This window comes from Wukongibacter baidiensis (assembly GCF_050888315.1).
GTDB classification, from domain to species: domain Bacteria; phylum Bacillota; class Clostridia; order Peptostreptococcales; family Caminicellaceae; genus Wukongibacter; species Wukongibacter baidiensis.
The window spans coordinates 416,777-435,701 of sequence record NZ_CP138202.1; the positions used below are offsets into that span (position 1 = coordinate 416,777).

Genomic DNA, 18,925 nt, shown 5'->3' on the forward strand with positions numbered 1-18,925 from the left:
AAGAATAGCAAATCTTCGGAAGGTAATAGATTTCTCGTAACTTATATATATGAACTCTATATATTTGACTTTGTTAATAATCCGTGACGAATCATTTTTCGTTTTTATAAAGGTCCAATATCCTTGCCGAAAATTTTCCGTCTTTGATACCAATTATTGCTCTGTTGAATTTGCCTATTGCATTTGACAGTTCATCTTTACTTCCAAAAACTATACATGGAATATTTTTTGATTCACAAATACTCATAAATTTATTCTTACTATTGGCCGAAGCCTCATCAGATATAATTAAAAGTTTAATTTTATTCTTTTTAATGAAAAGCTCGCAGGTGTTCTCACCTGATAAAAGATTTCCAGATTTCTGTGCAAATCCTAAAAGTGATAAAATTTTAGCTTTCATTTTTTCTAAGCTCCTCTGTTAACTTTTCATATATTTCATCAGGAATCTCCTGTCCAAAAGCTCTATTAAGGGACTTCCTCTTTTGAGCTGCCTTTAGGCAGTCCTCATTTGGACAGATATATGCACCTCTTCCGTGGGCTTTACCAGAAAAGTCAACGTTAATTTCGCCATCTTTCTTCTTAACAATCCTGATAAGTTCTTTTTTTGTTTTCTGCTCATTACAGCCCACACATTTTCGTAGAGGTATTTTCCTTTTCGTCACAATCATACCTCCCTGCGATACAAGCTCTCTATTCTTCCTCAATAGAAGCTTGATATTGTGATTCACTCTTTATATCAATTTTCCATCCAGTTAACTTTGCTGCTAATCTAGCGTTTTGTCCTTCTTTACCTATTGCTAAAGATAACTGGTAGTCAGGAACTACAACTAATGCAGATTTATCATTATCATCAATTGCTACTTTAAGAACCTTTGATGGACTTAAAGAATTTGAGATAAGTTTACCTGGGTCTTCATCCCACTTAATAATATCAATTTTTTCTCCTCTAAGTTCATCAACAATATTTTGAACTCTAGAACCTCTCTGTCCAACGCAAGCACCAACTGGATCTATATTCATATCAGAAGAATATACAGCTATTTTTGTTCTAGAACCAGCCTCTCTTGATATACCCTTTATTTCAACAACTCCATCATGGATTTCAGGTACCTCTAATTCAAAAAGTCTTTTTACAAGACCAGGATGAGTTCTAGATACAACTATTTGTGGACCCTTAGTAGTCTTTTTAACTTCTACAATATATGTCTTTATTCTGCTCGATTGCTTATAGGTTTCACCTTCAATTTGCTCATTGGGAAGCAATACTGCTTCAACTCTTCCAAGGTTTATGTATACAATCCCTTTACTAATTCTTTGTACAATTCCAGTAACAATTTCACTTTCCCTATTTACAAACTCTTGATATATAACTGATCTCTCAGCTTCCCTTATTCTTTGAACTACTACCTGCTTAGCAGTTTGAGCAGCAATTCTACCAAAGTTTCTAGGTGTTACTTCCTTTTCAACAATATCTGCTACTTCGTAGTTCGGATTAATCTTCTTAGCTTCTTCTAAGCTTATTTCAAATAAGTCATTTTCCATATTTTCTACTACTTCTTTGCGTGAGAATACCTTAACTCCACCATGTTCTCTGTCTATTATAATTTTTACATTTTGAGCTGAGCCAAAATTCTTTTTATAGGCGGTAATTAACGCAGCTTCAATAGCATCAATTAATGTCTCTTTAGATATTCCTTTTTCTTTTTCAAGTTGGTCTAAGGCATCAAACAACTCATTTTTCACAATATATACCCCCTAATCAAAGTTGATCAACAGCTTAACCAAAGAAACCTTGTCTCTTGCAATTTCAATAGTTCCTTTAGCTTCTCTATCTATTAAAATCATGTTATCCTTAAGTCCTAATAAGTTACCTTTAATTATTTTTTCACCATTTAGCGGATGATAAAGTCGTGCTTCTACCAACTTTCCTGAATATTTTTCAAAGTCAGTATCTTTTTTTAGCGGCCTTTCAATTCCTGGTGACGAAACCTCTAGAAAATAATTTTCTTTAATTGGATCTAAAGTATCAAGCCTCTCACTTAGATATTCACTAACTGATTGGCAGTCATCTAAGCTTAGTCCATCATCCTTATCTAGATAAACTCTGAGATACCTATGTTGACCTTCCTTAACAAACTCTATTTCAACTAAATCCAATTTTTTTTCCTCTAAGAATGGTAAAACTATTTCTTCGACTATATCTACAACTCTTTTCTTTTTCAACTTCTAACCTCCTTTTAAATATTAGTTATAACCGTATTTTTCCGTAAATTACTACACTCTATACGTGTATGAATAAAATCTTCTTTTATGTTGCGCATTTCTCCAAGATTTTATTTTATAATTAATGGACTTACAATTCCAAACTTCTTATAACATAATGACAAAGAGTGGGAAAGTCCCACTCTTTAAGAAATGTCATATTATTATATGGAAATTATATCATAAAGAGTAAATCGGTGCAACTTTAAACCTAGATTATTCATGGAAAGTTTGAAAGTATACAAATAGTTTTGAGTTTTCTATAGAATGTTCCTAGTGAAGCTTAATTTATACATTTCAAAATGCCCGATGATTCTGGAGATTTTGATGTGTATTTTCTTTAGAATCTCTATCTGGGTAGTCTGAGTTAAAATAGAGACAGTTGATTTCGTTTTGGCAAACTATTTAAACATCCGTGATTTTCTAAGGTTTCAATAACTGTCTTAGAAACTTTAGTTTTCAACCTTATATCCTCAATTGACAGGTATTCACCTTTACTACTTTCAGTCGCAATATTTCTAGCAGCATTTTCACCAACCCCTTGCAAGGCTCTAAGTGGCGGCAATAAACAATTATCCTTGATCCTAAATTTATCTGAATCAGAATCATATAAATTAACTCTCAAGAATTTAAAGCCACGACAGTACATTTCAAAAGCCACTTCTAATACTGTCATAAGATCTTTTTCCTTTTGACTTGCGCCATTACCCAAACTGGATAACTCTTTGATCTTATCTATCACGGCTTCCTTACCTTTACAAACCAAATCTGCATCAAAATCATCTACTTTGGTTGAAAAATAGGTTGCATAGAAAGCCAAAGGATGGTGTACTTTGAAAAATGCTATTCTAAAGGACATCATTACATATGCTACTGCATGGGCTTTAGGGAACATGTATTTAATCTTTTGGCATGATTCTATATACCATTTTGGAACCTTCTTTTCGTTCATAAGAGCTTCATTTTCTGGAGTCAAGCCCTTACCCTTTCTAACCCTTTCCATTATTGTAAAGGCCTCTTTTGGTGGTAAGTCTCTTAAAATCAAGTAGTTCATTATATCATCTCTGGTGGAGATAACATTCTTAAGCTCAGCTGTACCAGCTCTTACCAAATCCTGTCCATTGTTGAGCCATACGTCAGTCCCGTGGGACAATCCACTGATTCTAACTAATTCTGCGAAGGTTGTAGGCTTCGTATCCACTAACATCTGTCTTACAAATTTTGTACCAAATTCCGGTATACCTAATGAACCCACGCTTATTTTAAAGTCATCATCAACTATCTTTAAAGTTTCCGTTGAAGTAAATATTTTTATAGTTTTCTCATCATCCAGTGATATAGCTTGAGGGTCAACTCCCGTAAATTCCTCTAGCTCCTTTATAATTGTTGGAACGTCGTGTCCAAGTATATCCAGCTTAAGTAAACGACCACTTATTGCATGATAATCAAAGTGAGTGGTTATTACCCCTGATGATTTATCATTTGCAGGGTATTGAACCGGTGTAAAATCATGGACTTCCTTGTAATCAGGAACAACCATTATACCTCCCGGGTGTTGGCCAGAAGTTCTCTTTACTCCTGTACAACCTGAAGCCAATCTTAAAACTTCTCTACTATTTTCAATAACTTCTTTTTCTTCAAAATATTTTTTCGCAAAACCAAAGGCGGTTTTCTCTGCAACAGTACCAATGGTTCCCGCTCTAAATACGTATCCTGTTCCAAACAGTTCCTCTGTATATTTATGGGCAACTGCTTGATATTCCCCTGCAAAGTTAAGATCGATATCTGGTTCCTTATCCCCTTCGAAACCAAGGAAGGTCTCAAATGGTATTGCATGGCCATCTTTATTATACTCAGTATTACACTTTGGACAAAGCTTATCCGATAAATCCGCTCCACTTTCATATGATCCATCGGTTATAAATTCTGAGTTCTTACAGTTTGGACACACATAGTGAGGTGCTAATGGATTAACCTCTGTAATATCACTCATAGTTGCAACAAAGGATGATCCTACGGAACCCCTTGATCCAACAAGGTATCCATCCCTTAAGGATTTTGTAACCAGCTTTTGTGCAATAATATACATTACTGCATAACCATTGCTAATTATTGAGTTTAATTCTCTATCAAGTCTTTTCTGTACTATTTCCGGCAGTGGAGTACCATAGATACTTTCAGCCTTTTCGTAACACATATTTCTTAAATCCTCATCGGAACCTTCTATCCTTGGAGGATATGTATCCTCAGGTATAGGTAAAATTTCTTCCACAGAGTCAGCTATAATGTTTGGATTTTTGATTACTATTTCATGGGCTGTATCCTTATCAAGATAATTAAAATCCCTTAACATTTCCTCTGTTGTTTTGAAGTATATAGGTGGCTGATTATCTGCATCGGAGTATCCTTGACCAGTCATCAGTATCTTCCTCAAGGTCGAATCTTTAGGATCTAAAAAATGAACATCTCCTGTTGCAATCACTATTTTATTATATTTTCTCCCAAGTTCTATGATTTTTTTATTTATTTCCTTCAAGTCGTCAAAGCTTTTTACAAGACCCTTTTCTAACATAAAACTGTTGTTTTCTATTGGCTGTACTTCTAAAAAGTCATAAAACTTAACGATATTTTCTATTTCCTGATCACTCTTATTACTCATAATGGCTCTATAGAGCTCTCCAGCTTCACAAGCAGTACCTATAATCAACCCTTCTCTCATGGTAGAAAGCAAGCTCTTTGGTATTCTAGGTCTCTTGTAGAAGGTTTCTAAGTGTGAATGTGTAACAAGCTTATAGAGATTTTTCAGACCCGTATAGTTCTTAACTAAGATATTTATATGATTTGTATCAAGCTTAGTGTAATCAACCTTATCACTAAGTAGCCTGTTTATTTCCTTTAATGAGTTAATTTCTTTTTCTTTTAGAATTTCTATCAACTTAATAAATATTTTACCAGTGGCTACTGCGTCATCAACAGCACGATGGTGATTTTCAAGTTTAATTTTGAAATGCTTAGCTAAATTATTTAACTTAAATCTTTTAAGTTTAGTAACCAATATTCTACTCAAAGATAGTGTATCAACAATAGGATTATTAAACTCAAGATTTAATTTTCTTAGATTCTCCTTTATAAAGGAAGTATCGAAAGATGCATTGTGGGCAACTACTGGGTCATCGCCTATAAAGTCAACGAATCCTGGTAGTACCTTGTCTATTGTAGGCTTATCCCTTACCATATCGTCGGTAATTCCCGTAAGCTCCACAATTTTAGGGGGAATTTTAACTTCAGGGTTTACTAATGCAGAAAAGTTGTCTACAATTTCCCCGCCCTTTATTTTCACAGCTCCGATCTCTGTTATCTTATCATGCTTAAAGGAAAGTCCAGTTGTCTCAATATCAAATACTATGTATGTATCATCTAGAGTCTCATCACCACAGTTTTGAACTAGTGGGGACCCGTCGTTCATTATATATCCTTCAATTCCGTATATAACCTTAATTCCATGTTTCTTGCTTGCAGATATTGCTTCTGGATAGGCTTGAACAACACCATGGTCTGTAATAGCTATAGCTTTATGGCCCCACTGCGCAGCTCTCTTTATGAGGTCCGAAGCATTACAAACACCATCCATTGAGCTCATCTTTGTATGGGCGTGTAGCTCTACTCTTTTTTCCTCACTGCTATCTACCCTACTTTCATCCTTCATAAATGAGTCATTGATATCTCTAGCCATAATAATTGATTCTTTTTCAAAGGTGTCGTATCTTACAGCGCCTCTAAATTTATAGTAATTCCCTATAGAAATACTTTCATTTATGAACTCCGCATCCTCTCTACTAGCAAAAATCTTAGCTCCTATTGATGATGTATAATCTGTAATAGAAAGAGTTATTAATATCTTTCCACTTTTTAATTCTCTTTCCTCTTTTTGAAACACCTTGGCCTCAACACAAACCATTCCATCTTCTTCAGATAGACCCTTTATCTTAACAATTTCCCCAGTTATTTTCTTCCCATGGATATTTTCCTTTTGCTTTTTAGATTTATCCTTCTTTTCAGTACTTGGCTTTGGAGCAGGATTACTTGCCATAATCTTGCTAAGTATAGAATTAAGCTCTTTTTCCTGTTTCTTTATGTATGTTTTATTGCTATCATCTACAGCTGACTCAATAATTTTGAAAGCAACTTTTATTTTTCTATCAAGATCATTTTTAAAAACATCTTCTATTAATTTATCGCATTTTTTTATATTAAGATTTTCTAGCCCTACTGGGTTATCCACTAAAATCTCAAGGCAATCCGTTGAGTTATCGTATTTCCTACTGCAATTATTAAGCCATCCTGTCATGGATGGACTCTGTGTTTTTATCTCATATAATATGTTGTCCCAGTAGTCTGAAACAAGTTTCTCCATGTCATCAGATAAGGAGTTATACTTAGTATTTATAGAGACCCCCTCAAGGAAGGGCAGTCCCTTGCTAATATTCGACTTAAGTTCGAATATCCTTTGTTTTTTAAGAATGTCACCGGCATTTAAGGTCAAACTTAGAGTTTTTGTAGATGTATTATACTCTATTGAGTTAAGGGAAATATGTGATTGGTCATCAAGTAGTTTCTTTAAACTAGTAAGTGATACATTTGTACTTATACTCATCTATTTACCTCCATGAGAATCTGTGTTCATAGACTTAACTTCTTCTAAAATAGCTTCTACTATTTTATCTTCCGCAACCTTTCTGATTATTTCCCCTTTTTTAAATAATAAACCTGCATTTTTTCCTCCAGCAATACCTATATCTGCTTCTCTCGCTTCCCCAGGACCATTTACTGCACATCCCATTACAGCAATTGTTATGTCCGAATTTAAATTCTTTAGTTCATTTTCTATTTTATTTGTCAGATTTTCTAGGTCTATTTGGCATCTACCACATGTAGGGCAGGATACAAAGTTCACACCGAAATTTCTGATTTTCAGTGACTGCAATATTTCTCTAGCAACTTTAATTTCTTCAACAGGGTCACCGGTTAATGATACCCTCATAGTATCCCCCATACCATTTAGAAGTAAAGAACCGATTCCAATTGCAGACTTTATTGTCCCTCTCCAAACAGTTCCCGCTTCCGTGATTCCTATGTGAAGGGGATAGTCAACCCTTTCTGACAAAAGTTTATAGGCATCAAATGTCAGACCGACGTCGGATGCCTTAAGAGAAATCACTATTTTATCATAATCCAAATCCTCTAAAATTTTTATGTGTCCCATAGCACTTTCTACAAGGGCCTTTGGTGTGATTCCATACTTCTCTATTATACCCTTTTCAAGTGAACCAGCGTTAACACCTATACGAATAGGAATCTCTTTTTCCTTTGCCTTAGTTACAACCTGTTTAACTCTTTCAATATCTCCTATATTTCCAGGATTTATTCTTAATTTATCTATACCATTTTCTATACATTTAAGAGCTAATCTATAATCAAAGTGAATATCTGCAACCAGTGGCAGCGATATATTCTTTTTTATCTCCTTTGCCGCCATAGCAGCTTCCATATCCGGTATTGCTATTCTAACTATTTCGCACCCTGCTTCTTCTAAACTCTTAATCTGAGATATGGTTGCCCCTATGTTTCTAGTGTCGGTATTAGTCATAGATTGGATAGATATTGGAGAGTCTCCTCCAATAAAAATATTTCCACATTTGATTTTCTTTGTACTTTTTCTAACTATGTTCATATAATCACCAACCTATTATAGATAGTTTACAATATATTAAACTTTATTATATCCTTAACTAATACTACTACCATTAGAATCATTAAGACTACGAACCCAATCATATGTACAAACCCTTCTTTTTCAGGATCTATTGGTGAACCCTTAATTAATTCAATTATAGCGAAGATAATTCTACCTCCATCTAAAGCTGGAAATGGTAAAATATTCAAGATCGCTAAGCTGATAGATATGTTAGCAGCGGATGCTAATAAATCGTATATACTACTTCTAGCAGCTTCACCAATAAAGTGAACCATTCCGATTGGACCAACTACCTGTGCCCCAGCAGAAAGCTCTCCCCTAATCAACTGAGATAGAACTACAAATATTTGCTTTATACCGTAAAATACACCTTTAGTTGAGACTACAATCGAAGAAGCTAGAGATTTCTCTATTGCTGGACTAATGCCTATCATTCTCCTCTTTGTTGCTTCATCCACCATAGGCTTGATGTCAAAGGAAAGTTTTCCACCGTTTCTAATTACTTCTATTGTTATAACTTCACTTTGGCTCTTACTTATGGTCTCAACAACATCACTCCAGCTGGTAATATCATTGTCATTAATCTTAACAATTTCATCACCAGATTTTAAACCAGCCAACTGCGCAGGAGAGTTTTCAGTTACTTCATTGATTATATTAACTGGCATTCCCATGGCAGAAACTACTATAGTTAATAATAATATCGCTAAAATAATGTTCATGATAGGCCCAGCAGCTAATACAGATATTCTTTGTAGAGGAGATTTCTTCGAGAAGCTTCTTGCATCATTAGAAGATTCATCTTCTCCTTCCATTTTTACATATCCTCCAAGGGGTAGAACTCTTATAGAGTATTCAGTTTCTTTACCTTGGTAGCTTATGAGTTTCGGTCCCATTCCTAAAGCAAACTGATGAACCTTAATATTATTTAATTTAGCTAACGCAAAATGGCCAAATTCATGGAAGAATACAAGAAGGCCAAAAACGAAAATAAAACTAATGAAAGTTTGCATATAATCCCACCTTAGAAAAATTTATTGATGTATTCTCTAGTGATTTTATCTGCTTCAATTATATCATTTATATTAGGATTTTTTATTACTTTAAACCTATTCATTGCTTTTTCTATTCTATCTGGTATATCGTAAAAGCTGATTTTACCATCTAAAAATTGAAGCACCAGTTCCTCGTTAGCCGCATTTAATACTCCAGGCATTGTTCCTCCAATATCTAGTGCCTCAAATGCAAGATCTAAACAAGGAAAAGTAATTCTATCGGGTTTTTCAAAGGTAAGCTCATTAAATTTTTCAAAGCTCAATCCTTCACTGTTTGATGTTACTCTACCTGGATAAGTAAGTGCATATTGAATTGGAAGTTTCATGTCAGGAACACCAAGTTGGGCTAATATAGACCCATCAACGAACTCTACCATAGAGTGAACAATACTCTGTGGATGTACGATAACATCTATTTGTTCTCTTTCAATATCAAATAACCACTTTGCCTCAATCACTTCAAGGCCTTTATTCATTAATGTGGCTGAGTCTATTGAAATCTTTCTTCCCATTGACCAATTAGGATGTTTTAAAGCATCCTTTGGCTTTACATCCTTAAGCTTCTCTCTAGTTAATCCCCTAAATGGACCACCTGAAGCGGTTAAAATCACTTTGTTTACTTCTTTAGTATTATATCCCTGCATACATTGAAATATTGCACTATGCTCGCTATCAACGGGTATAATATTTACGCCATTCATCTCAGCTTCCTTCATAACTAGTTCCCCAGCGGTAACTAAGGTTTCTTTGTTTGCAAGTGCAATAGTCTTTTTAGCTCTTATAGCATTTAATGTGGGCATCAGACCTATATTTCCTACAACTGATGTCACTAATATATCAACTTCATCGATAACCGATATTTCGATTAAACCCTCGATTCCATATAATACTTTTACATCAAAGCTAGATACATTGTCTCTTAATATTTTTGCTTTCTCTTTATTATATACAGCCACATACTTAGGTTTAAATTCTTCAATTTGTTTATACAGTAAGTCTAGATTATTATTACCGCTTATTGCAACAACATTAAATAAATCTGGATTTTCTCTAATAACTTCTAAAGTCTGAGTACCAATTGAACCAGTTGAACCTAAAATTGATATATTCTTCATATGTAAATCCCCCAGCAATGCATATTATAGGCCATTTAGGAAAAAAGCAGCGTAATAATATACAAATGGTGCTACTAATAATATACTATCAAATCTGTCTAATATTCCTCCGTGACCAGGCATTATATTTCCAAAATCTTTTATTCCCACAGCACGTTTAATTCTCGATGCAACTAAATCACCGCCCTGAGATATGATACTTCCCAAAAATCCTAGTACTATTGAGTGAAAGATAAATTCTGGTATAAAGATATACGCAAAAAGAAATGATGCAAGAACACTTCCTAAAACACCACCAATAAATCCTTCAATAGTTTTCTTGGGACTAACTTCGGGAAAAAGTTTCTTAGAACCGAATATCTTTGATCCTAAAAAGTTTCCTGCAAAATATGCAGCAGTATCAGCACACCAAGCGATAATAAAAATGAACCATACAAACAATCCGTTTTTAAGATCTGCTGTCAGAATAATGTGTATTAGTAAATACGGTATGTATAAAAAACCTAATAGTGTTACAGCTACATCTGTATAAGTAGTTTTCTTAGCAAATAAGAAAATAAGTAGAGTTGTTACAGTAACTAGTACAAAAGCTAAGTTTATATAATCACTTCTGCTATTTAGAAACATAAATATAGTATATATATACCCCACATAACTTAATGGAAATATACTCTTATGATGAAAAGAATCATAAAATTCTCTTAAAGCTAGTAAAACTACTAATAGAGATGATACTTTTAAAACAACACCTCCACTATATACTAAAAAGATTAGTAAAGGTACACCGATAACGCCCGTTAATACTCTCTTCAACATAGGATCACCACCTTATTAAAGGCCTCCAAATCTTCTTTGTCTCTGCCCAAATTCAATAATTGCTTCAACCAAATGGTCCGGTTTGAAATCTGGCCAATAGACTTCTGTAAAATACAATTCGCTATATGCTATTTGCCATAGTAAAAAGTTGCTTATTCTTTGCTCCCCACTAGTTCTAATAAGTAAGTCAGGATCTGGAATAGCCTTTGTATATAAATGCTGTGAAATGGTATTTTCATCGATATCTTCGATATTTAATGCATTGTTACTTACATCTCGACAGATATTCTTTACAGCATTTAATATTTCTGATCTTGCGCCATAATTAAGGGCAATGTTTACTGTTAATCCTGTATTTTCTCCAGTTAGCAGCATTGCCTTTTCGATTTCCTTTACGGCCTTTACTGGCAATCTAGTGATATCACCGATAGTATTTATTTTCACCTTATTTCTATGAAGGTCTTTTATTTCTTTTCGAAGGTATAGAACTAGTAATTCCATAAGGCCGTTAACCTCTTCATCAGGTCTATTCCAATTCTCTGTTGAAAAAGCGTACAATGTAAGATATTGTACTCCAATATCGGAAGCACATTTAATAACATCTCTCAAGGCTTCCACACCAGCCTTGTGTCCGGCAATTCTAGGTAATCCTCTTTTCCTAGCCCATCTTCCATTCCCATCCATAATAATTGCTATATGTTTAGGCTTACTACCTTCATCTATTTCTTTAATGGTTTCGCTAGAGTTTGATTTTTTTGTCTTCATAAACATAAGTTCTAAAACCTCCATGTTACTAAAACATTTAACCCTCCAAGTAAGGAGGGCTAGATATAACTGACGGTTATTATAATAGTATTGTCAAAATTTTGCTGTCTTACAACTCTGCATTCATTTTTTTTATACTCACTACTTTTAAAGGGCGATGCAGTTTCCCTAATTGTTATGTTATAGAAATTTTTAAGATTTTCAATTTCACCCGAAATATCTTCAAGTTTAATACCTATTAAATCAGGTATTCTCATTAAAGTTATACCTCCAAAATTTCCTCTTCTTTTCTAGATATTAATCCATCAACTTCTTTAACGTACTTATCAGTCATTTTTTGAACTTCATCTTCAGCTCTCTTTAAATCGTCCTCAGTAAGCTCATTGTTTTTGCTCATTTTCTTTAATTTATCATTTGCTTCTCTACGTTCATTACGAATAGCAACTTTGATTTCCTCGCCAGTTTTCTTTACAACTTTTTGAAGTTCTTTTCTTCTTTCTTCAGTTAGCATTGGAATAGCTAATCGTATAATCTTACCATCATTTGAAGGATTTATTCCAAGATCAGATTGTATAATCGCTCTTTCAATATCACTAATAGAATTCGCATCATAAGGTTGAATAACAAGCAATCTTGGCTCTGGAGCACTAATACCTGCTAATTGCTTTAATGGAGTAGGCGATCCATAGTATTCAACTGTAATCCTATCTAACAGGGCAGGATTTGCTCTACCAGCCCTTATGCTTTGTAATTCCTCTTTAAGCACGTTAATAGATTTCTTCATTTTTTGTTCAAAATTCTTATGAACCTCTAACATAATTAATCCTCCTTTACATATGTACCGATTTTTTCTCCTAAAATAACCCTTTTAATGTTTTCAGGGTGTTTAAGGCTAAATACGATAATAGGAATTTGATTGTCCATACATAGAGAAGTAGCAGTAGAATCCATTACTTTTAAACCTCTATTTAGTACATCTATATATGTAAGATTGTCAAATTTTTTGGCATCTGGGTTTTCTGCAGGATCACTATCATAGACACCATCCACTTTTTTAGCTAACAGAATTACATCAGCTTCTATCTCAGCAGCTCTTAAAGACGCTGTAGTGTCCGTTGAAAAGTATGGATTTCCTGTTCCAGCAGCAAATATTACTACTCTTCCCTTTTCTAAATGTCTAATAGCTCTTCTTCTTATGTAGGGCTCAGCAATTTGTCTCATCTCAATAGCAGTTTGAACCCTTGTCAATATATCAATGTTTTCCAAAGCATCCTGTAAGGCCAATGAATTTATAACTGTTGCTAACATTCCCATATAATCTGCTGTTGTTCTGTCCATTCCTTCACTGCTTCTGCCTCTCCAGAAATTACCACCACCAACAACAACAGCAACCTCAACGCCTAATTCAATAATTTCTTTAACTTGGATTGCAATCGAATCAACTACTTCTTGATTTATTCCAAAACCCTTTTCACCGGCTAACGCTTCACCGCTTAACTTTAAAATTATCCTTTTATATTTGGGCCTCACAGTAATTTACCTCCGTTCCACCTTCTACTTATTCTACAAAAATATCTCAAAACCCTCTAAAATATTTTAACAAAAATTCTAAAGGCCTATAATTTTCTATTCGTTATAAAAAAGTCCTTGCTAAAGCTTTTTAAGGTAGACTTTTTTGAAACACGTAACGAAAATTATATTTATTAGTAATTCAATAGTGTATAATTTCCTACGTGTTATAAAAAAGTCCTTGCTAAAGACTTCTAAAGTCGACTTTTTTGAAACTCATAACGGAAATTGTATCTATATTAACACCACATGTGGTGTACAATTTCCTATTCGTTATAAAAAAGAGAACACCTTTGTGCTCTCTCAATTTTTAGTTTTCCGTAGTTTTCATTATTTACTTTGCAATTTGCTTTGCAACTTCTTCAGCAAAGTTTTCTTCCTTCTTCTCTATACCTTCGCCAACTTCATATCTAACAAATCTTCTGATATTTAAGTTTTCACCAATCTTAGCTATTTTTTCGTTTAGTAAGTCTTGGATAGTTATATCAGGATTCTTGATAAACGTTTGCTCTAAAAGACAAACTTCTTTATAGTATTTTTCTATTCTTCCTACTACCATTTTGTCAACGATTTTTTCTGGCTTTCCTTCATTTAAAGCTTGACTTCTTAATATTTCTTTTTCTTTTTCGATTACTTCTGCAGGAACTTCTTCACGTCTTACATATTGTGGGTTTGAAGCAGCAACTTGCATAGCTATATCCTTTGCAAAAGTCTTGAACTCTTCATTTTTAGCAACGAAGTCAGTTTCACTGTTAACTTCAACAATAACACCTATTCTTCCACCGTGTATGTATGATTCTATTAAACCTTCAGCTGCGATTCTTCCAGCTTTTTTAGCTGCCTTAGCTAATCCCTTTTCTCTTAATAACTCTATTGCCTTTTCCATATCTCCATTTGTCTCAACAAGAGCCTTTTTACAATCTAGCATTCCAGCACTAGTTTTTTCTCTTAGTTCCTTTACCATTGAAGCAGTAACTGCCATTTTTATTCCTCCTCTTTACTCTATAATAAAAGGTAAGAGTAGTAAGGGAAAAACCCCTTAAGCCCTTACCGTTAGAATTCTGTTAAAGTTAGTATTATTCTGCAGTTTCGTTTTTAGTTTCTTCAGCTTGTTTAGCTTCGGCTTCTGGGGCATCAAATTGTTCGCCTTGTCTTCCTTCTATAACGGCATCTGCCATTTTTGCAGTAAGTAGCTTAACAGCTCTTATCGCATCATCATTTCCAGGAATAACATAGTCAACTTCATCAGGATCACAATTTGTATCTACGATAGAGATAATTGGTAATCCAAGAATTTGAGCTTCTTTAATAGCGATTCTCTCTTTTCTAGGGTCTACTATAAATAAAGCATCTGGTGTTCCATTCATAGTTTTGATACCGCTTAAGAACTTTTCTAACTTCTCTTTTTCGTGTCTTAACTTAATAACTTCCTTCTTAGGAAGAACGTTGAATGTACCATCTTCTTCCATCTTCTCTAAATCTAATAATCTTTGGATTCTCTTTCTTATTGTCTTGTAGTTAGTAAGCATACCACCTAACCATCTTTGGTTAACATAGTACATACCGCATCTCTTAGCTTCTTTTTCAATTGCCTCTTGAGCCTGCTTCTTAGTACCTACAAAAAGAATCTTCTTACCTTCTGAAGCTAACTCCTTAATGAAGTCATAAGCTGATTCAACTTTTTTTACAGTTTTTTGTAAGTCAATGATATAGATACCATTTCTTTCTGTAAAAATGTACTCAGCCATTTTAGGATTCCATCTTCTAGTTTGATGTCCAAAGTGAACCCCAGCTTCTAATAATTGTTTCATTGAAATTACTGCCATTTTCTACACCTCCATGGTTTTTTCCTCCGTCTTGGTCATTTTCTCAAAGAACCTCAAAGGGCACCAATTTGAGAATTTCAAGACGTGTGTATTTGTCACCTTAAGTAGTATAACATATTAAATAATGTTTATGCAAGAAAAAAATTCTATTATAGTCATGCTACCTTAGAGCTCAAAATAAATTTTATTGAAATAATGAACGATTCTACATTCTTTCAGTAAAATTTATTAATCTTTAGAATAGCATTACTTTATAGTGAGTTCCTAGTGAAACTTAATTTATACATGTCAAAACATCTGAAGATTCTGGGGATTTTGATGTATATAAGTTAAAGCTCTCACTGAAATCTCTATGTAGTCATACTACCTTAAAACCTAAAATAAATTTTGCTCAAAACAATAAAGATTTCTATATTCCTTCAGTGAAATTCATTAAACAACATTCAAAGTATATTATAACCAAAAAAAATAAATTTAACCATAAGACATAGCCGTTCTTGAAAATTCAAAAGAATATAGAATATTCTTAAGCTTTTAACAAATATTCTCAGTTTAATAGAAAACAGAAATAGAAAAGCCTAATTAATAGCTTTTCTAGAATCTCCATCTATATTTTTAATATCCTAACCCTTAGTTTTTTTCAAATTTAAAATTAAAATAACTTCACCAGTACCTATATTTAGTTCCCTGGCAATTTGCTGTACACTAAGGCCCTTGTTTTTAAGTTCAATAATTTCTGTGGCCCTATCGCTAGAAAGAAAGCTTTTCTCCACTATAGGATTTTTATTATCTACTATATTATCTATATTATTATTTATATTGTTTTCGTAGTTATCATTATTATGCACGTTAGGCTGAGTAACATGTTCATAATTTTCTGATGCTTTTCTGTCGACATGATGAATCTTGTTCTCTAACCTCTCATATTTTTTTTCAAATTCATTTATGGTGTTATTGAATGTGTGATTAATATCATAAATTATATTTTCTAGAGATTCTATAGTGATCACTAATTCATCATCATTCTTTAAAACCTCATCTGATACATCGTCTGCATCATCTGGATTTGATTGGTTTAAAATAAATATGGTTGAAATGAGTATAATAACTATACCAATAACTAATAGAAATAAACTTAACATGCCACACCTCATTAAATTCTTATATCAATTTGTGAGTTCACATTGTCATTGGATCCATTGTCTCTATTTTTATTATTTTCCTTGCTATATATTAGCTTATTCTTATCATTCGTCTTAACTGACGGATTGTCCTTTTTGTCAGTTGTATTAACCTTTTTCAATTTTTCTTTTTCAGTTTTCTTACTTTTATTTAGGGATTGCTGAATAATATTTTCGCTTCTATTGACCATATCCTGATTAATCTTAGAAATATTTTGCGATTTAGGCATTAAAACCTGCATGTCCATAGGTCTAATAGGCATAATATCCACTCCTTTACACTAGAGGAGAAGTCACTATCTCACCATCTTCTTTCATTAGTTTCACGTTAATCATTGATTTCTTTACAATATAATGTGAATTGTTAATCCTAATGTTTGTGCCTGGATATATTTGCTCGCTTGATATGTTACTACTTTTTAATGAATCTAAAAGGGTATATAGTTCCTTCATTCTTTGCTCCATATTTTTAATCTTTGTTATATACTGTTCTCTTGTCTTTAAATACTTAGTTAAAAATATTTCTTTCTTTGGATCCTGACTTCTTTTAGACTGTAGAATATCAATAGCTTGATTAATTTTCTTCATATCTGCTTTAGCATCTTCAATTGAACTCTTTGTATTCTTTAGTTCAATTAACAAACTCTCATCTATTCCTACATAGATCCTTGTGGTTGATCCAATCTGACTTCCAATAGTTTTTGCAACTACTTGTTTTCTGACATTTATACTTCCACCTAATATTAAACCCTTCTTTTCAGAGGCGACAATCCTTCCCAGACATGTTATATCACAATGGATTATAGAATCACAAAAAATATCGCCCTTTGCCTCAGCATAACAACTTTCCATAAAGTGAGCCGATATATTTCCACTTGATACTAACTTTGCATTATTGTGTACCCCTTTATGAATTATGATATTTCTTGCAGTTATCTCAGAACCTTCTACAACTCCAAAGATTTCTACGTCGTCTCCTGAATTAATGGAAAAGCCAGTATTTACATTTCCCTTTACTAGTACTTTTCCTTCAAAATTAATGTTTCCAGTGGATATTCCAACGTCATCATTAATTTCTAGTATTTTAATAATGCTGATTCTACCATCATCAACTTTAATCATTCCGCCTTCACTTGCTAATAAAAGTATTCCATCATCAGAAACAGTCACATTTTTACCTACTTTAAAGTCAACAAGCTTTCCTGGCTTTCCCTTAATTGTTCTTCCAGTTACAGTTTTACCATCTTTCGATTCTGTAGGCAATATTTTCTTAGCTAATATCTCACCTTTACTTGCCTTAAGTATGTAATTTATGTGTTTGTGATCAACAGTTCCATCGGAAAGCATCGTAGGTTTTTTCTTATTTTCCATGTCAAAATTGTACTCAATTCTTCCTGGTTCACCATTTATATGCTGTTCACCTTCAGCTACCGATAGTTTATAGATATCGTGAGGATTATTTACTATAGTATCTATAACATCATTTTTTAAACCAAAAACAACATTTTTCCTTTTTAAGGCACTAATAATATCATCTCTGCTTATTGAAACTTCATCTCCTAAAGATTCAATGGTAATAAAAGCTTCATAATAATTACTAGAGATGTCAATAAAAATATCGAAGTTATCATCGTTTTGAGTTTCTACAGCTTTTTCATTTAATATGTTGTTATTATCCATGCTCTCACCTACTTTATGTATATATACTTTTCAAAGAATTTTTTAACTTAATAATACATTTGGTATGAAGTTGAGAGACTCTTGACTCAGAGATATTCAAAATTTTTGAAATCTCTTTGTAGGTTAATTCAGAAAAATAGTATAGATTAATGATAGTTCTCTCTCTTTCTGGAAGCTTCTCAACTGTTTGAATTAAAATTCTTTTAGTTTCTTTTTTTAGAAAGCTCGTTTCAGGACTAGTCTCGATATCATCTGAAACTAAGTTGAAATTACTATTTTCTGAAATTCTCTCGTCAAGAGATATAATAGAAAAAATTGAAACCTCGGATAGAAAATTATGCAACTCATCTGTAGATAAGTTTAACTCTTTAGCTAATATTTCATCTTCTATATCAAATCCATGTTGACTCTGGAGCTTTAACATAACCTCTTCAAGTTTTTTATATTTTTGTCTAGTCGATCTTGGTACCCAGTCAAGATTTCTCAAATGATCGATAATAGATCCTCTAATACGAAAATTAGCATAGGTTTCAAATTTCACATTCTTATCAGGGTCAAATTTTTCTATTGCATCAATCAAACCTAAAATACCATAACTAACAATATCATCATATTCAACATTAGAGTTATAAGAATGGTATAGTCTGCCAGCAATAATTTTGACAAGCTCAACATTTTCTACGATTAGTTCATCCTTTACTTCCTTAGATTTATTCTTCTTATATAACTTCAATAATTCAATATTAGCCATAAAATATTCCCTACTCCTTAGAACATTTTTGATTTCCTCAAGCATAGAAACTTAAGAAAATAATGAAAGTTTGTCCTTAAATTTGCATAATATTCACATATAGACTTTTTAGTTATTGTTTCATTCAGGACGAATAGAAGATCAAATAAA

Annotated in this window: 19 protein-coding genes; all 19 read right to left on the minus strand. The window is 33.1% G+C overall.

Features of this window, described 5'->3' with window-relative positions; translation table 11 throughout:
• Positions 1-91: 91 nt before the first annotated feature.
• The 19 genes from R9X47_RS01970 to R9X47_RS02060 all read right to left on the minus strand — a co-directional run bounded on the left by R9X47_RS01970 (position 92) and on the right by R9X47_RS02060 (position 18,775).
• Positions 92-400, minus strand: a complete 309-nt coding sequence (locus R9X47_RS01970) for a L7Ae/L30e/S12e/Gadd45 family ribosomal protein (RefSeq protein ID WP_432665011.1) — start codon at positions 398-400, stop codon at positions 92-94.
• Positions 390-668 (minus strand): RNase P modulator RnpM, encoded by a 279-nt coding sequence (gene rnpM, locus R9X47_RS01975; RefSeq protein ID WP_432665012.1) that lies wholly within the window; start codon positions 666-668, stop codon positions 390-392. The genes R9X47_RS01970 and rnpM overlap by 11 nt, the downstream gene beginning before the upstream one ends.
• Before the next feature lie 22 nt (positions 669-690).
• Positions 691-1,743 (minus strand): transcription termination factor NusA, encoded by a 1,053-nt coding sequence (nusA, locus tag R9X47_RS01980; RefSeq protein ID WP_432665013.1) that lies wholly within the window; start codon positions 1,741-1,743, stop codon positions 691-693.
• A 12-nt stretch (positions 1,744-1,755) separates the two neighbouring features.
• Complete coding sequence (rimP, locus tag R9X47_RS01985; RefSeq protein ID WP_432665014.1) at positions 1,756-2,223, minus strand: ribosome maturation factor RimP; 468 nt, start codon at positions 2,221-2,223, stop codon at positions 1,756-1,758.
• 406 nt (positions 2,224-2,629) lie between these two features.
• On the minus strand, positions 2,630-6,916 hold the full coding sequence (locus R9X47_RS01990; protein ID WP_432665015.1) for a PolC-type DNA polymerase III: 4,287 nt from the start codon (positions 6,914-6,916) through the stop codon (positions 2,630-2,632).
• On the minus strand, positions 6,917-7,993 hold the full coding sequence (gene ispG, locus R9X47_RS01995) for a flavodoxin-dependent (E)-4-hydroxy-3-methylbut-2-enyl-diphosphate synthase (protein ID WP_432665016.1): 1,077 nt from the start codon (positions 7,991-7,993) through the stop codon (positions 6,917-6,919). It lies immediately after the preceding gene.
• A 26-nt stretch (positions 7,994-8,019) separates the two neighbouring features.
• Positions 8,020-9,030 carry an RIP metalloprotease RseP gene (rseP, locus tag R9X47_RS02000; protein WP_432665017.1) on the minus strand — a complete coding sequence of 337 codons (1,011 nt, stop codon included), beginning with the start codon at positions 9,028-9,030 and terminating at the stop codon, positions 8,020-8,022.
• Between the two features lie 11 nt (positions 9,031-9,041).
• On the minus strand, positions 9,042-10,187 hold the full coding sequence (locus tag R9X47_RS02005; RefSeq protein WP_432665018.1) for a 1-deoxy-D-xylulose-5-phosphate reductoisomerase: 1,146 nt from the start codon (positions 10,185-10,187) through the stop codon (positions 9,042-9,044).
• A 24-nt stretch (positions 10,188-10,211) separates the two neighbouring features.
• Positions 10,212-11,003: a phosphatidate cytidylyltransferase gene (locus tag R9X47_RS02010; RefSeq protein WP_432665019.1), complete on the minus strand. Its 792-nt coding sequence runs from the start codon at positions 11,001-11,003 to the stop codon at positions 10,212-10,214.
• Between the two features lie 15 nt (positions 11,004-11,018).
• The gene (locus R9X47_RS02015; protein WP_432665020.1) at positions 11,019-11,774 is read right to left on the minus strand and encodes an isoprenyl transferase; all 756 of its coding nucleotides are present in this window, start codon (positions 11,772-11,774) and stop codon (positions 11,019-11,021) included.
• A gap of 53 nt (positions 11,775-11,827) precedes the next feature.
• On the minus strand, positions 11,828-12,025 hold the full coding sequence (locus R9X47_RS02020) for a hypothetical protein (RefSeq protein WP_432665021.1): 198 nt from the start codon (positions 12,023-12,025) through the stop codon (positions 11,828-11,830).
• Between the two features lie 5 nt (positions 12,026-12,030).
• Positions 12,031-12,585 (minus strand): ribosome recycling factor, encoded by a 555-nt coding sequence (gene frr, locus R9X47_RS02025; RefSeq protein ID WP_432665022.1) that lies wholly within the window; start codon positions 12,583-12,585, stop codon positions 12,031-12,033.
• A gap of 2 nt (positions 12,586-12,587) precedes the next feature.
• Positions 12,588-13,298, minus strand: a complete 711-nt coding sequence (gene pyrH / locus R9X47_RS02030; protein WP_432665023.1) for a UMP kinase — start codon at positions 13,296-13,298, stop codon at positions 12,588-12,590.
• 373 nt (positions 13,299-13,671) lie between these two features.
• The gene (gene tsf / locus R9X47_RS02035) at positions 13,672-14,319 is read right to left on the minus strand and encodes a translation elongation factor Ts (protein WP_432665024.1); all 648 of its coding nucleotides are present in this window, start codon (positions 14,317-14,319) and stop codon (positions 13,672-13,674) included.
• A 94-nt stretch (positions 14,320-14,413) separates the two neighbouring features.
• On the minus strand, positions 14,414-15,163 hold the full coding sequence (rpsB, locus tag R9X47_RS02040) for a 30S ribosomal protein S2 (RefSeq protein ID WP_432665025.1): 750 nt from the start codon (positions 15,161-15,163) through the stop codon (positions 14,414-14,416).
• A 623-nt stretch (positions 15,164-15,786) separates the two neighbouring features.
• On the minus strand, positions 15,787-16,305 hold the full coding sequence (locus R9X47_RS02045) for a DUF6115 domain-containing protein (RefSeq protein WP_432665026.1): 519 nt from the start codon (positions 16,303-16,305) through the stop codon (positions 15,787-15,789).
• Positions 16,306-16,316: 11 nt separating this feature from the next.
• On the minus strand, positions 16,317-16,607 hold the full coding sequence (locus R9X47_RS02050) for a hypothetical protein (RefSeq protein WP_432665027.1): 291 nt from the start codon (positions 16,605-16,607) through the stop codon (positions 16,317-16,319).
• A 13-nt stretch (positions 16,608-16,620) separates the two neighbouring features.
• Entirely contained in the window at positions 16,621-18,024 is a 1,404-nt protein-coding gene (locus R9X47_RS02055) for a DUF342 domain-containing protein (RefSeq protein ID WP_432665028.1), read from the minus strand.
• Positions 18,025-18,037: 13 nt separating this feature from the next.
• Entirely contained in the window at positions 18,038-18,775 is a 738-nt protein-coding gene (locus R9X47_RS02060; RefSeq protein WP_432665029.1) for a sigma-70 family RNA polymerase sigma factor, read from the minus strand.
• Between the last annotated feature and the right edge of the window lie 150 nt (positions 18,776-18,925).